Annotated in this window: 16 protein-coding genes; all 16 read right to left on the minus strand. The window is 43.9% G+C overall.

Annotation, left to right across the window (positions count from 1 at the left end):
- Positions 1–16: 16 nt before the first annotated feature.
- Complete coding sequence (gene atpA, locus L4D05_RS22140) at positions 17–1558, minus strand: F0F1 ATP synthase subunit alpha (RefSeq protein WP_428754698.1); 1542 nt, start codon at positions 1556–1558, stop codon at positions 17–19.
- 13 nt (positions 1559–1571) lie between these two features.
- Positions 1572–2105 (minus strand): F0F1 ATP synthase subunit delta, encoded by a 534-nt coding sequence (gene atpH, locus L4D05_RS22145; RefSeq protein WP_265676789.1) that lies wholly within the window; start codon positions 2103–2105, stop codon positions 1572–1574.
- A 14-nt stretch (positions 2106–2119) separates the two neighbouring features.
- Positions 2120–2590, minus strand: a complete 471-nt coding sequence (gene atpF, locus L4D05_RS22150) for a F0F1 ATP synthase subunit B (RefSeq protein ID WP_250619294.1) — start codon at positions 2588–2590, stop codon at positions 2120–2122.
- A gap of 80 nt (positions 2591–2670) precedes the next feature.
- A complete protein-coding gene (gene atpE, locus L4D05_RS22155) occupies positions 2671–2925 on the minus strand; it encodes a F0F1 ATP synthase subunit C (RefSeq protein WP_102470019.1) in 255 nt (84 codons plus the stop codon).
- Positions 2926–2988: 63 nt separating this feature from the next.
- Positions 2989–3792, minus strand: coding sequence for a F0F1 ATP synthase subunit A (gene atpB / locus L4D05_RS22160; protein ID WP_428754699.1), 804 nt, complete (start codon positions 3790–3792; stop codon positions 2989–2991).
- A gap of 8 nt (positions 3793–3800) precedes the next feature.
- Positions 3801–4190, minus strand: coding sequence for a F0F1 ATP synthase subunit I (locus L4D05_RS22165; protein ID WP_102470062.1), 390 nt, complete (start codon positions 4188–4190; stop codon positions 3801–3803).
- Between the two features lie 189 nt (positions 4191–4379).
- On the minus strand, positions 4380–5261 hold the full coding sequence (locus L4D05_RS22170) for a ParB/RepB/Spo0J family partition protein (protein ID WP_428754700.1): 882 nt from the start codon (positions 5259–5261) through the stop codon (positions 4380–4382).
- Positions 5262–5284: 23 nt separating this feature from the next.
- Positions 5285–6058, minus strand: a complete 774-nt coding sequence (locus L4D05_RS22175) for a ParA family protein (RefSeq protein ID WP_428795308.1) — start codon at positions 6056–6058, stop codon at positions 5285–5287.
- A 13-nt stretch (positions 6059–6071) separates the two neighbouring features.
- Positions 6072–6704 (minus strand): 16S rRNA (guanine(527)-N(7))-methyltransferase RsmG, encoded by a 633-nt coding sequence (rsmG, locus tag L4D05_RS22180; protein WP_428754701.1) that lies wholly within the window; start codon positions 6702–6704, stop codon positions 6072–6074.
- A complete protein-coding gene (gene mnmG, locus L4D05_RS22185) occupies positions 6701–8596 on the minus strand; it encodes a tRNA uridine-5-carboxymethylaminomethyl(34) synthesis enzyme MnmG (protein WP_428795309.1) in 1896 nt (631 codons plus the stop codon). The genes rsmG and mnmG overlap by 4 nt, the downstream gene beginning before the upstream one ends.
- 458 nt (positions 8597–9054) lie before the next feature.
- A complete protein-coding gene (mioC, locus tag L4D05_RS22190) occupies positions 9055–9492 on the minus strand; it encodes an FMN-binding protein MioC (protein ID WP_428754703.1) in 438 nt (145 codons plus the stop codon).
- A 10-nt stretch (positions 9493–9502) separates the two neighbouring features.
- The gene (mnmE, locus tag L4D05_RS22195; RefSeq protein WP_428754704.1) at positions 9503–10864 is read right to left on the minus strand and encodes a tRNA uridine-5-carboxymethylaminomethyl(34) synthesis GTPase MnmE; all 1362 of its coding nucleotides are present in this window, start codon (positions 10862–10864) and stop codon (positions 9503–9505) included.
- A gap of 102 nt (positions 10865–10966) precedes the next feature.
- Positions 10967–12586, minus strand: a complete 1620-nt coding sequence (yidC, locus tag L4D05_RS22200) for a membrane protein insertase YidC (protein ID WP_265676796.1) — start codon at positions 12584–12586, stop codon at positions 10967–10969.
- Positions 12587–12588: 2 nt separating this feature from the next.
- On the minus strand, positions 12589–12846 hold the full coding sequence (yidD, locus tag L4D05_RS22205; protein WP_265676797.1) for a membrane protein insertion efficiency factor YidD: 258 nt from the start codon (positions 12844–12846) through the stop codon (positions 12589–12591).
- Positions 12813–13181: a ribonuclease P protein component gene (rnpA, locus tag L4D05_RS22210; RefSeq protein WP_250619304.1), complete on the minus strand. Its 369-nt coding sequence runs from the start codon at positions 13179–13181 to the stop codon at positions 12813–12815. The genes yidD and rnpA overlap by 34 nt, the downstream gene beginning before the upstream one ends.
- The gene (gene rpmH, locus L4D05_RS22215) at positions 13182–13319 is read right to left on the minus strand and encodes a 50S ribosomal protein L34 (RefSeq protein ID WP_102470009.1); all 138 of its coding nucleotides are present in this window, start codon (positions 13317–13319) and stop codon (positions 13182–13184) included.
- Positions 13320–13396: the final 77 nt, after the last annotated feature.

The following is a 13396-nucleotide window of genomic DNA, read 5'->3' on the forward strand; positions in this document are numbered from 1 at the left end:
AAAGGTCACCCACTAATTACCAAGTCTGGGTTGCTTTGAAATCGTCCGTCAGCTTTTTCAGCTGAGCTTCGATTTCTTTGTTGTAAGCACCCGTTGTGTTGATCTCTTTAATAAGATCAGCATACTGGATTTGAGCGTACGATAGTAAAGCTGCTTCGAAGTCTAGAATCTTATTGATTTCTACATCTTCCAAGTAACCACGTTCCGCTGCAAAGATCACAAGCGCTTGGTCAAATACTGACATAGGAGCGTATTGCTTCTGCTTCATCAACTCAGTCACTTTCTGACCGTGGCTTAGCTGACGCTTAGTTGCTTCATCTAGATCAGATGAGAACTGAGCAAACGCTGCTAGCTCACGATAAGCCGCTAGTGCAGTACGAATACCACCTGATAGCTTCTTGATAATCTTAGTCTGAGCTGCACCACCTACACGAGATACTGAAATACCAGGGTCAACCGCTGGACGTACGCCCGAGTTGAATGCTTCAGTTTGTAGGAAGATTTGACCATCGGTAATCGAGATTACGTTCGTCGGTACGAATGCAGATACGTCACCAGCTTGAGTTTCGATAATAGGAAGAGCAGTTAAAGAACCAGTCTTACCTTTTACCTCACCGTTAGTGAAACGCTCTACGTACTCTTCGCTTACACGAGCTGCACGCTCTAGAAGACGAGAGTGAAGGTAGAATACGTCACCAGGGAAAGCCTCACGGCCAGGTGGACGTTTCAATAGTAGAGAGATCTGACGGTAAGCTACCGCTTGCTTAGACAAGTCATCATAAACAATTAGTGCATCTTCACCACGATCACGGAAGTATTCACCCATTGCACAACCAGCATATGGTGCTAGGTATTGTAGTGCAGCAGACTCAGACGCCGATGCAACAACAACGATAGTATTCGCTAGTGCACCATGCTCTTCCAATTTACGTACTACGTTAGCAATTGTTGATGCCTTTTGGCCAATCGCTACGTAGATAGAGAAGATACCAGAATCTTTCTGGTTAATGATTGAGTCGATCGCCAGTGCTGTTTTACCAATCTGACGGTCACCGATGATAAGTTCACGTTGACCACGACCGATTGGGATCATTGAGTCAACAGACTTATAGCCGGTTTGTACTGGTTGATCTACCGATTTACGGTCGATTACGCCAGGTGCAATCACTTCTACTGGTGAAGTAAGCTTAGCTTCAATTGGACCTTTGCCATCAATAGGCTCACCTAGTGTGTTTACAACACGACCAAGCATTTCTGGGCCAACTGGTACTTCAAGAATACGACCAGTACCTGTTACTTTCATGCCTTCTCTAAGGTCGGCATATGGTCCCATTACAACTGCACCAACCGAGTCACGCTCGAGGTTAAGTGCGAGTGCATAACGGCCACCCGGTAATTCAATCATTTCACCTTGCATCACGTCCGCTAGGCCGTGAATGCGAATGATACCATCGCTTACCGAAACGATTGTACCTTCATTACGAGCTTCACTCACAACATCGAAAGATTCGATACGCTGCTTGATTAGGTCGCTTATTTCTGTGGAATTAAGTTGCATGCTCCAATCCCCATCAAGACTGCATTGCATCACTCAGGCGGTTCAAACGACCGCGTGCTGAGTTATCAATTACAAGATCTCCGGCTCGAATAATAACCCCACCAAGTAGGGTCTCATCTACACTGCAATTCAGCTTAACTTTACGCTCAAAGCGTGTTTCAAGTTTGCTACTGATCTCAGCAATTTGCTCATCGGTTAGTTCGCTTGCAGACATGACGTCTACATCGATAAGTTTCTCGTGCTGTTTTTTCAGCGCAACAAACTCAACTAACACGGTAGGCAATACCGCTAATCGACCATTTTCAGCCATCACTTTTATCAAGTTATGACCAAAGGCATCAAACTGTTCACCACCAACAGTAATGAAAATCTCTGCAATTTTATCTGCAGTCACAGAACCTGAAAGCAGGTCTGCGATATTTTCATTGCTGGCGATTTCCGCGGCGAAAGTGAGCATGTCGACCCATTGGTCTAGTGCGTTCTTTTCAACCGCAAAGTCAAAAGCTGCTTTAGCATAGGGGCGTGCAATTGTTGTCAGTTCAGACATGGGCGCCCCTCGCTTTAAAGTTTTGCAGTAATGTTATCAAGAATATCTTTTTGCGCATCTTTATCGATACTACGCTCAAGGATTTTCTCAGCACCAGCTACAGCCAGAGTTGCAACTTGTTTGCGCAGCTCATCGCGGGCACGGTTACGTTCAGCTTCAATTTCTGCTTCCGCTTGCGTTAGGATGTTCTGACGTTCAGTCAGAGCTTCTTCACGGGCTTCATCAACAATTTGTGCTTTACGCTTGTTTGCCTGTTCAATGATCTCAGTTGCAGTGCGCTTCGCTTCTTTCATTTGGTCAGAAGCGTTGGCTTGTGCTAGATCCAAGTCCTTTGCAGCTCGTTCAGCTGCCATAAGACCGTCAGCAATTTTTTTCTGACGTTCTTCAATCGCATTCATGATTGGTGGCCATACATATTTCATGCAGAACCAAACAAACATAGCAAATGAGATTGCTTGACCTAGCAGAGTTGCGTTCATATTCACAACAGCTACCCCTCTAATATTTCATCGATTAGCTAAAATTAATCAGATGACAAGTCCAAAACCTGTCAGAGAAAAGCTGATTAACCTAGCTGACCAACGAATGGGTTCGCGAATGTGAATAGCAGTGCGATAACCACACCGATCATAGGAACCGCATCAAGTAGACCAGCGATGATAAACATCTTAACTTGAAGCATCGGAGCCATTTCAGGTTGACGAGCTGCGCCCTCAAGGAATTTACCACCTAAAAGACCGAAGCCGATCGCCGTACCAAATGCTGCCATACCGATCATGATACCTACGGCGATTGCAGAAAAGCTCAGTAAAGTTTCCATTACTATCTCCAATTTATAGTTGTTGGCTTAAAGTTGCCCAAATAAAAAGCGTTAATTAAATAATTAGTGATCGTCTTCGTGAGCCATTGATAGATAAACAATTGTTAACATCATGAACACGAAAGCTTGGATCAAAATAACTAGAATATGGAATATTGCCCATGGTAATGAGCCCATCCATTGTAAATACCACGGTAGCATTGCAGCACAAAGAATAAAGACAACTTCACCCGCAAACATGTTACCAAACAAACGCATACCTAGTGATAGTGGCTTCGAAAGCAAAGACACAACCTCGATAAGCATGTTAAATGGAATCATGATTGGATTGTTAAATGGGTGGAGTGTCAACTCCTTGATGAACGTTACTGGTCCTTTAACTTTGATGCTGTAGTAAATCATCAGAGCAAAAACACCTAACGCCATAGCCATGGTGATATTAACATCTGCAGAAGGAACCACTTTCATATAAGGGATGCCTATCTGCTCCGCAGAGTAAGGAATGAAGTCAATTGGAACCAAATCCATGACGTTCATTAAAAATACCCAACAGAAGATAGTTAGTGCTAAGGGTGCTATTAGCGCATTGCGTCCATGAAACGTTTCTTTGACGTTTTCGTCAACGAATTCAACGATCATTTCAACAAAACACTGCAGCTTGCCCGGCACACCAGCTGTTGCTTTCTTAGCAACTGAACGAAATACTCCTAGGAATATAAGACCAGTAAACACAGAAAAAAACAGGCTATCGATATGTACGTTCCAGAAACTCGTCTCCTCCACTAAACCTAAACTTCCTAAAGAAAGGTTAGTTAAGTGGTGAGAGATGTATCCGGCCGATGTAAGCGCTTCACCTGGCGCAGCCATAACTCATCCTATTTTTTGTTGTTAACGACAATTACTGGCGCCATAAGGTTAATTAAGAGAGCCAGTAAAAATGTGAAATTCAAGGGAAGTACTTCCACCTGAATATACATGTAAGCGATTGAAAATAGAGCCGCCGTAATGAGGATTTTCAATGCAGCCCCCGCATAGAAAGACGCAGCTACCTTTTGAGCAGCACGAGCCCCACTAAACAGAAATGCACAAAACGCAAATGTTGCATTGGCGATAACAAAAATGCCACCTCCAATCAGCGCTGAAATTCCCCACTCAGCATTTACGGCAACTGTCATTCCAACAGCTACAAACGTAACCGCGCACACTTGAATCAGCAACAATCGCTTTGCGAGCTCTCGTCCTGGTTTAGCTAGCACTGCTACCATGTATTCTTACCTTTGTTTATATCCACTACGCACCTATTACTACTGTGCAAAGAGATTTGCGAAAATTATACGTTTCAACAAAGTATTTGCAATCAAAGCACAGCAAAAAGCTGCACTTTTGTTCACAAAACCATAACTTTCGCACAAAAAATCAATTTCTAGATAATTGACCTACATCAATTATCTCATTTAGCTTTCAAGCTTGGCAATAAGTTGCTCTAATTTGTGAGCCTCATCAAGACTTATAGTAAGTTTTGCTTTTCCGCTTGCATTTCGAGTTAAAGATACTTTTGCCCCTAACTTTTCACTCAAACGCTGTGAAATTTCTTGTGCAGCGCTATCTTCTGACTGTTTTTTATCTGAAGAGTTCGGTTTTAAGCACTTTTTAACTAAATCTTCGGTCTGACGAACCGTGAGATTCTTCTTAGCCACGCTTGCGGCAACATCGCACTGAAGCTCACCCTCAAGAGCAAGTAGCGCTCTTGCGTGCCCCATATCTATTTTTTTACTTTCAACTAGTGCCTTAACAGGCAATTCAAGCTGATTGAGACGAAGCAAGTTGCTCACCGCTGTTCGCGACTTTCCAATCACGTCAGCCACTTGTTGGTGCGTTAATTCAAACTCATCTTGCAGACGCTCTAACGCTTGGGCTTCTTCGATTGCGTTTAAGTCTTCACGTTGTATATTTTCTATCAACGCCATCGCGATTGCGGCTTTATCCTGTACATTTTTAATAATGCACGGCACTTGCTTCAAGCCTGCTTGTCTTGCCGCACGCCAACGCCTCTCTCCAGCAATAATCTCATATTGCTCATGGTCAACCTGTCGAACCACGATAGGCTGGATAATACCTTGAGATTGAATTGACGCAGACAGCTCTTCAAGCGCCTCAGGCGCCATATCTTTACGAGGCTGATATATACCTGGACGTAAGCTATTAATCGATAGATCGGTTAAGTCGCCATCCGAAGAAAGCGATTGGCTATGAGTGGCAACCTGCTGCTTTTCTCTAGCCATAGAGCTAGTCGACAACAGTGCATCGAGTCCTTTTCCTAAACCACGTTTAGACATTCAATCAATTTCCCTTAAGAGTGTTATACCAGTGTTTCTTCACGTCGAAGCATCTCACCTGCAAGGGCGAGGTAAGCCTTAGCACCAGCAGAATACTTATCGTAATACATCGCTGGTTTACCATGACTTGGCGCTTCTGCTAGACGAACATTCCTAGGAATGACAGTTCGGTAAACTTTATCACCAAAATGTTTTTTTAACTGATCAGACACCTCATTCGAAAGTCGATTGCGAGGGTCGTACATGGTTCTGAGTAAGCCTTCGATTTTGAGATTCTCATTCACGACAGCCGCCAACTTACTAATGGTATCCATTAGCGCCGTGAGTCCTTCCAATGCAAAATACTCACATTGCATTGGCACCAATACAGAATCTGCAGCAGCCATCGCGTTAATTGTAAGTAGGTTGAGAGAGGGAGGACAATCGATAAAGATGAAATCATAGTTATCGCGGATTGGCGCAAGAACATGTTTTAAGCGAACTTCGCGTGCAAACACTTCCATTAATTTTATTTCAGCAGCAGTCACGTCACCATTGGCCGCAATTAAATCATACTGGCCAGATGTGTGTTTACAGACTACTTGTTCAAAAGGAAGCTCATCAACAAGCAAATCGTAAGCAGTTGTTTCGATTTGATACTTGTCGACACCACTGGCCATTGTCGCATTGCCTTGAGGATCTAAATCGATCACCAAAACCTTACGCTTGGTCGCAGCCATTGATGCCGCCAAATTAATACATGTTGTTGTTTTTCCTACGCCACCTTTCTGGTTGGCGATAGCGACAATTTTTCCCACGACAACTTCTCCATCATCCCTGTTTGGACAAGATTACAAGATGACGGTCACCTTCCAACTCAGGAACTTGCAAAGGTTTGATATCGGTCACAGAACACCACTCAGGTAAGTCAGAAACTTCTTGTTCATGAACTTGGCCCTTAAGTGCGTAGAAGCATCCTGTTGATTCTTTAGGTAAATGTTTACACCAATTCACCATATCTGTCATCGACGCAAAAGCTCGGCTTAATACGCCATCAAATCCACCCTCTGGGTCGAATTCTTCAACGCGAGATTGAACAGCAGTGACGTTCTCAATACCTAACTCATGAACAACTTGTTTGATAAACCGAATGCGTTTTCCCAAACTATCAAGCAAAACAAAGTTTTTATTGGGGTGCATGATAGCTAAAGGGATCCCAGGTAAACCGGGGCCTGTACCCACATCAATAAAGCGTTCGCCAACAATATGCTCACCCACTACCACACTATCAAGAATATGTTTCACTAACATATCTTCAGGGTTTCTAACGGAAGTCAGGTTATACGCCTTATTCCACTTGTGTAGCAGCTCAACATATCCGACAAGCTGTTTCTTTTGAAGATCAGAAACTTGCAATGACGTTTCTGATAGTAATTGATCTAATTTTGCTAGTAGAACGCTCACGCTACTTCACCTTTTTTAAGTAAACCTTGCTTCTTGAGGTACACAAGAATAATGGAAATAGCCGCAGGTGTAATACCCGAAATACGAGAAGCAATACCGACTGTTTCCGGCTTAGCTTCTGTCAACTTGGCAACAACCTCATTGGATAAACCGCTCACATCGCCATAATTAATATTGGCGGGAATCGCGGTATTTTCATGACGCATTGCTTTAGCAATTTCATCTTGTTGTCTTTGGATATAGCCTTCATATTTCACTTGAATCTCAACTTGCTCTGCCGCTTGTTGATCTTCGATCGCTGGTGAAAATGAATCCAAAGAAGTTAACGTTTGATACGTGATCTCAGGACGTCTTAATAGATCCTCACCGCTCGCTTCTCGAGAAATTGGCGTTTTTAGTAATGCGTTAAGTGCATCGATACCTTCAGATTTAGGGTTAACCCATGTTTCTTTAAGGCGTTGACGCTCTGACGTCAGGTTTTCCATTTTCTCGTTAAAACGTTGCCAGCGACTATCATCAACCAATCCAAGCGTTCTCGCCTGTTCTGTTAAACGCATATCAGCATTGTCTTCACGAAGCAGTAAACGGTATTCAGCGCGAGAAGTGAACATACGATAAGGTTCTTTCGTCCCCATCGTCGATAAATCATCAATCAGTACGCCCATGTAGGCTTGATCGCGACGCGGGCTCCAACCTTCTTTTCCTTGGCTGAATAGACTGGCATTTAGCCCGGCCATTAACCCTTGTGCAGCCGCTTCTTCGTAACCAGTCGTACCATTAATTTGTCCAGCAAAGAACAAACCTTGGATAAATTTCGTTTCATAAGTTTGCTTCAAATCGCGCGGATCAAAGAAATCATATTCAATCGCATACCCTGGACGAACGATATGAGCATTTTCGAATCCTTTCATAGAACGAACAATTTGGATCTGCACGTCAAATGGTAAACTGGTCGAAATACCATTCGGATATAATTCATGTGTCGTTAGACCTTCTGGCTCAATAAAGATCTGATGGCTATTTTTATCAGCAAAGCGCATGACTTTGTCTTCAATTGATGGGCAGTATCTTGGTCCAATGCCTTCAATCACACCTGCATACATAGGGCTGCGATCGAGGTTAGCTCGAATAACATCATGTGTTTGCTCATTGGTATGAGTAATAAAACATGGGATTTGAGTTGGATGCTGCTCACGCTTGCCAACAAAAGAAAAGACAGGGGTTGGATTGTCACCGTGCTGGGCTTCTAGAACGGAAAAATCAACACTACACGCATCAATTCGAGGTGGTGTGCCTGTTTTCAAACGATCGACTCTAAATGGTAAATCACGAAGTCGATTAGCCAGCGCAATAGACGGTTGATCACCCATACGTCCGCCAGATGAGCTTTCCATTCCAATATGGATCTTTCCGCCAAGGAATGTCCCTACCGTCAACACTACGGCCTGTGCGTGGAACTTTAAACCCATTTCAGTTACCACACCGCGAATTTGATCATTGTCTACGATCAAATCATCCACAGATTGTTGGAATAACGTCAGATTAGGCGTGTTCTCAAGTACATTACGGACATACGCTTTGTATAACGCACGATCAGCTTGAGCTCGAGTTGCTCTCACTGCTGGTCCTTTAGAGGCATTTAGTGTTCGAAATTGAATACCAGAATGATCGATCGCATTGGCCATCAAACCACCCATAGCATCGACTTCTTTGACTAGATGACCTTTACCGATCCCACCAATGGCAGGGTTACATGACATCTGACCTAACGTATCAATATTATGTGTCAGTAAAAGTGTTTTTTGCCCTGTACGGGCAGATGCGAGTGCGGCTTCCGTTCCTGCATGTCCGCCACCGACTATGATGACATCAAATGTTTCGTGATAAAGCATGAACCGACCTCGTATTCAATCGACAAAATGGACTAACCAAAAGGAGACGTATTCTACCGCTTTTCTTGTAGCGAGAACATCGCTTTTCACAACTTTTGGATCTTGCTAAAAAGAACTATTAAATAGGGATCTATATATATGATCTTTTATTAGATCTATTATTAGGATCGACCATTTCTGTGGATAACTAGAAAATGATCAACAAAACCATGGATCTTTTTATGATCAGTTCTTGTGATCTTTCTTTGATCTAGTCTTGTATTAGCTGGGATCAAAATGGCTACTTATACACAGGCGGGTGGAAGGGGAAAAGTTACTATTTGGATAAATATAGCTTTTACACTGGAAAGTGTACGACTTATCCACATGAGATTAGTGATTTTTTTGAGTATTTGCTAAGAAAATAACGAGGAAAGTTATGCACAATTGTAAAAAAAGCGGCTTGCGCCGCTTTTTTTTTATTGGAATTTGCCGATGTGTTCGTTAAGCCAAGCTTCTGCGGCATCTTCCGGGACTTGATCATTAAGTATGTCTATTTCGAGACCTTCTGTGATTGGTGTTGCTCCTATATCCTCGAGAAGATCAAAGGCATGTTTACCTGCGGCGCAAAATGTATCATAGCTTGAGTCGCCAATCGCAATGACGGCATACTTTACTGTCGACATTCGGGGTGGGGTGTTCTGCAAGCCTGCAATGAACGGTTGAATATTATCTGGATAATCGCCCGCTCCGTGAGTTGAGGTGATAATGAGCCAAATACCATTTGCTTCAATGTCGGCGAGCTGGGGTTGATTGTGAATTGTCGTGGTTAGCCCTTGCTCTTTGAGTAGATCGCTTAGATGGTCACCCACATACTCCGCACCACCAAGTGTGCTACCTGTAATGATATGAATCATGCTCATTCCTTTATTTACCGATACAAAATGATGAGAAAATACGGCCCAGTAGATCATCTGAGCTAAATTCGCCCGTAATTTCATTGAGGTGCTGCTGAGTAATTCTTAGCTCTTCAGCAAGAATTTCACCCGCCATATAGCCTTCAAGTTGTTGCTGACCAATACTAAGGTGTTCCGCTGCACGCTCTAATGCGTCGAGGTGACGTCTTCTAGCCATAAAGCCACCTTCATTCGCACCAGAAAAGCCCATGATCGACTTTAAATGTTCTCGAAGCGCACCTATGCCTTCACCGGTTCGTGCCGATAGGCGAATCAGTGTTGGATCGTTTACGTGACAGATCCCAAGCGCCTCATTAGTTTCATCCACTTTATTGCGAATTACGGTGATGCCGATAGATTCTGGAAGACGATCGATAAAATCAGGCCATATTTCTTTTGGATCCGTTGCATCTGTCGTGGTGCCATCAACCATAAAGAGAACACGATCGGCTTGGTTGATTTCTTCCCAAGCACGCTCAATACCAATACGTTCAACTTCATCTGACGCGTCACGTAGGCCTGCGGTATCGATTATATGCAGTGGCATGCCATCAATGTGGATATGCTCACGTAGTACGTCTCGCGTAGTGCCTGCGATATCCGTTACGATGGCAGACTCTTTACCGGATAAGGCATTGAGTAGGCTGGATTTACCTGCATTTGGACGGCCTGCTATGACGACTTTCATGCCTTCGCGCATGATCGATCCCTGGTTGGCCTCTTTTCTAACGGCCTCAAGGTTATCGATTATCGACTGTAAGTCATTAGCGACCTTACCGTCGGCTAAGAAGTCAATTTCTTCTTCGGGAAAGTCAATGGCTGCTTCTACGTAGATTCGTAGGTAAATTAGGGATTCCACCAGCACGTGTATACGTTTAGAGAATTCACCTTGCAGTGATTGAAGGGCCGATTTTGCCGCCTCTTCTGAACTGGCATCAATAAGATCGGCAATCGCTTCTGCTTGTGTTAAATCCATTTTGTCGTTCATGAAGGCACGTTCGGAGAATTCTCCCGGTCGTGCTGGGCGAACGCCTGGAATAAGCAAAATACGCTTAATCAGCATATCCATGACCACCGGGCCACCATGGCCCTGCAGTTCTAGGACATCTTCACCAGTAAAGGAGTGCGGGTTTGGGAAATACAGGGCGATACCTTGGTCAATTTCTGAACCATCGCCAGATTTAAAGGCAAGGTATTCTGCATAACGCGGTTTAAGTTCACGTCCGGTGACGGCAAGCGCAACCTGAGATGCCGCAGGGCCTGAGACGCGGATAATACCGACGCCACCACGGCCAGGTGCGGTGGCTTGTGCCACAATAGTGTCTGTTGTCATGGGGTTTGCCTTAATCGCAATACGTTAGCCAAATTGTAATCATGGAGACTAAAAAAGGCGACCCTTAAGGTCGCCTTTTATTATTATTTACTCGTTTTGGGATTACTTAGAGTGCAATCCTTTCTTTTCCAACGCTCGGTAGATTAGAGTCTGTTGAATAAGTGTCACGATGTTTGAAACCAACCAGTATAGAACTAGGCCTGATGGGAACCAAAGGAAGAAGAAAGTAAACATAACCGGCATAAAGGTCATGATCTTCTGCTGCATTGGATCCGTCACCGTTGTTGGGCTCATTTTTTGAATCAAGAACATACTCGCACCCATCAATAATGGAAGGATGTAGTAAGGGTCTTGTGCTGAAAGGTCAGTGATCCAGCCAAAGAATGGCGAGTGACGCAGTTCAACCGATTCCATCAGTGCCCAATAAAGCGAAATGAAGATTGGCATCTGTAAGATAATTGGAAGACAGCCACCCAGTGGGTTCACTTTCTCTTTCTTATACAGTTCCATCATTTCTTGGCTCATACGTTGGCGGTCATCACCAATACGTTCACGCATTGCTTGCAGCTTAGGCTGTAGCATGCGCATTTTTGCCATCGATGTGTATTGAGCCTTCGTCAGTGGGTACATAGCACCACGTACGATGAAGGTTAAACAAATAATCGCTAGACCCCAGTTCACGACAATGCCTTGAATAAACGACAATAACGTGTGAAGAGGTTTTGCAATAAACCATAACCAACCGTAATCCACTACAAGGTCAAGGTTTGGCGCTGTCGCGGCCATTTGGTCTTGTAGCTTAGGACCCGCCCAAAGCGTTGCTTTAAGTTCAGCGGTTTGGCCATTACCAATGGTCTGATTTGGCATACGAACACCGATATCAGCAAGGTTGCCAATAACACGAGTGTAGAGATTTGTACCAGGCGCTTCGCGTGGGATCCATGCAGCTGCAAAGTAGTGCTGGATCATTGCTGCCCAACCTTGACCGTCAGTCAGGTTAAGAGACAGGTTGCGATCTTGCATATCTTCAAAGCTGTATTTTTTATAACGCGTGTCTTGAGTTGAATAAGCACCGCCGTTATAAGTTGGCATTGTAATACTGCCGCCCTTATCCTGAACATTTTGTCTCAGGTGAGCGTACATACCAAACGTTGCGTTTTGGCCTGATTGGTTGTCGATGTTGTATTCAACATCAACGGCATAACTGCCACGCTTAAGAACGAAGGTTTTAACATAGTTAATGCCATTCGCAGTAAACGTCATAGGGATACGAAGTTCATCCTGACCATCTTGTAGCGTCAAGTTTTCTGTCGAAACCTGGTAAGCCGGACGGTCGGTACTGCTTAAATCAATACCTTGAGGACCAACAAGACCACTTTGTGCAATAAACTGATGACCTTGTGAATCTTTAAGAAGCTCAAAAGGGTCTGCTGAATCTTGCTCAATCGCGTATTCGTTAAGATCTGCTGTTACTACATCGCCACCGATCGTATTGATGCCAAGCGTTAGCACATCAGTTTTCACTGTGATGATTTTCTCTGCAGCTGAAGTATGACCAGGAGCTGGATCATGTTCATCAGCGAAAGATGGTGCAGGTAGGGTACTACCTTGAGCCTGTTGTGTCGGTACTGGTGCTGGATTCTTGTACGATTGCCATTGGTTAAATAGCAAAAAAGAAACTAACGCCAAGCCGATTAACAGAATATTACGTTGAGAATCCATCGTTATTTATCTCTGTCTTGTTTTTGGACTGGTGGAATGGGGTCGTATCCCCCTTCATTCAAAGGATGACATCTTAATAGACGTTTGCCAGATAGCCAACACCCTTTTACAAAACCGTGAGCTTGTAAGGCTTCTATAGCGTAACGGGAGCAAGTTGGGGTAAACCGACAGCGAGGTCCGATTAGGGGACTAATGGTCCATCTATAAAGATAGACAAGTCCTATTGCTAACCACGCGAAGGGCGAGACAGGCGATGCCATAGTTTATCGAGAAGTTGGAACATTTCATCATTGCTAAGAGTTTGGGCACTCTTCTTTGCAATAACAACAAAATCTTTGTTTGGAAGTTCGTGTTGTTTGTTACGAAAGCTTTCACGAGTAAGTCGTTTAAAGTGATTTCTAGCGACAGCTGTTTTTATCTGTTTTTTAGGAACCGCAAGACCGAGACGTGGGTGTGAAAGAGAGTTTTTACGAGCAATGATGGTGAAATGAGGGGAGCCGGCTCGATGAGCTTGCTTAAATACGTTTTGATAATGCTCGGGAGTTAACAAACGTAACTCCCGAATAAAGGCGTGCTTCTTATTCAAAATAGTCAATTATTTTGAAAGACGCGCACGGCCTTTTGCACGACGTGCATTAATTGTTTTACGACCGTTCTTAGTCGCCATGCGTGCACGGAAGCCGTGAGTACGCTTGCGCTTTAGAACTGAAGGTTGAAAAGTGCGTTTAGACATGGTTATTACCTTTACTGATCAGTAGTTTTAGGTTCTCGTTGAACCCGGCGTGGGAGAAATACCCTTCTCTATAAATA

Source organism: Vibrio nomapromontoriensis (assembly GCF_050337205.1).
Taxonomy (GTDB): domain Bacteria; phylum Pseudomonadota; class Gammaproteobacteria; order Enterobacterales; family Vibrionaceae; genus Vibrio; species Vibrio nomapromontoriensis.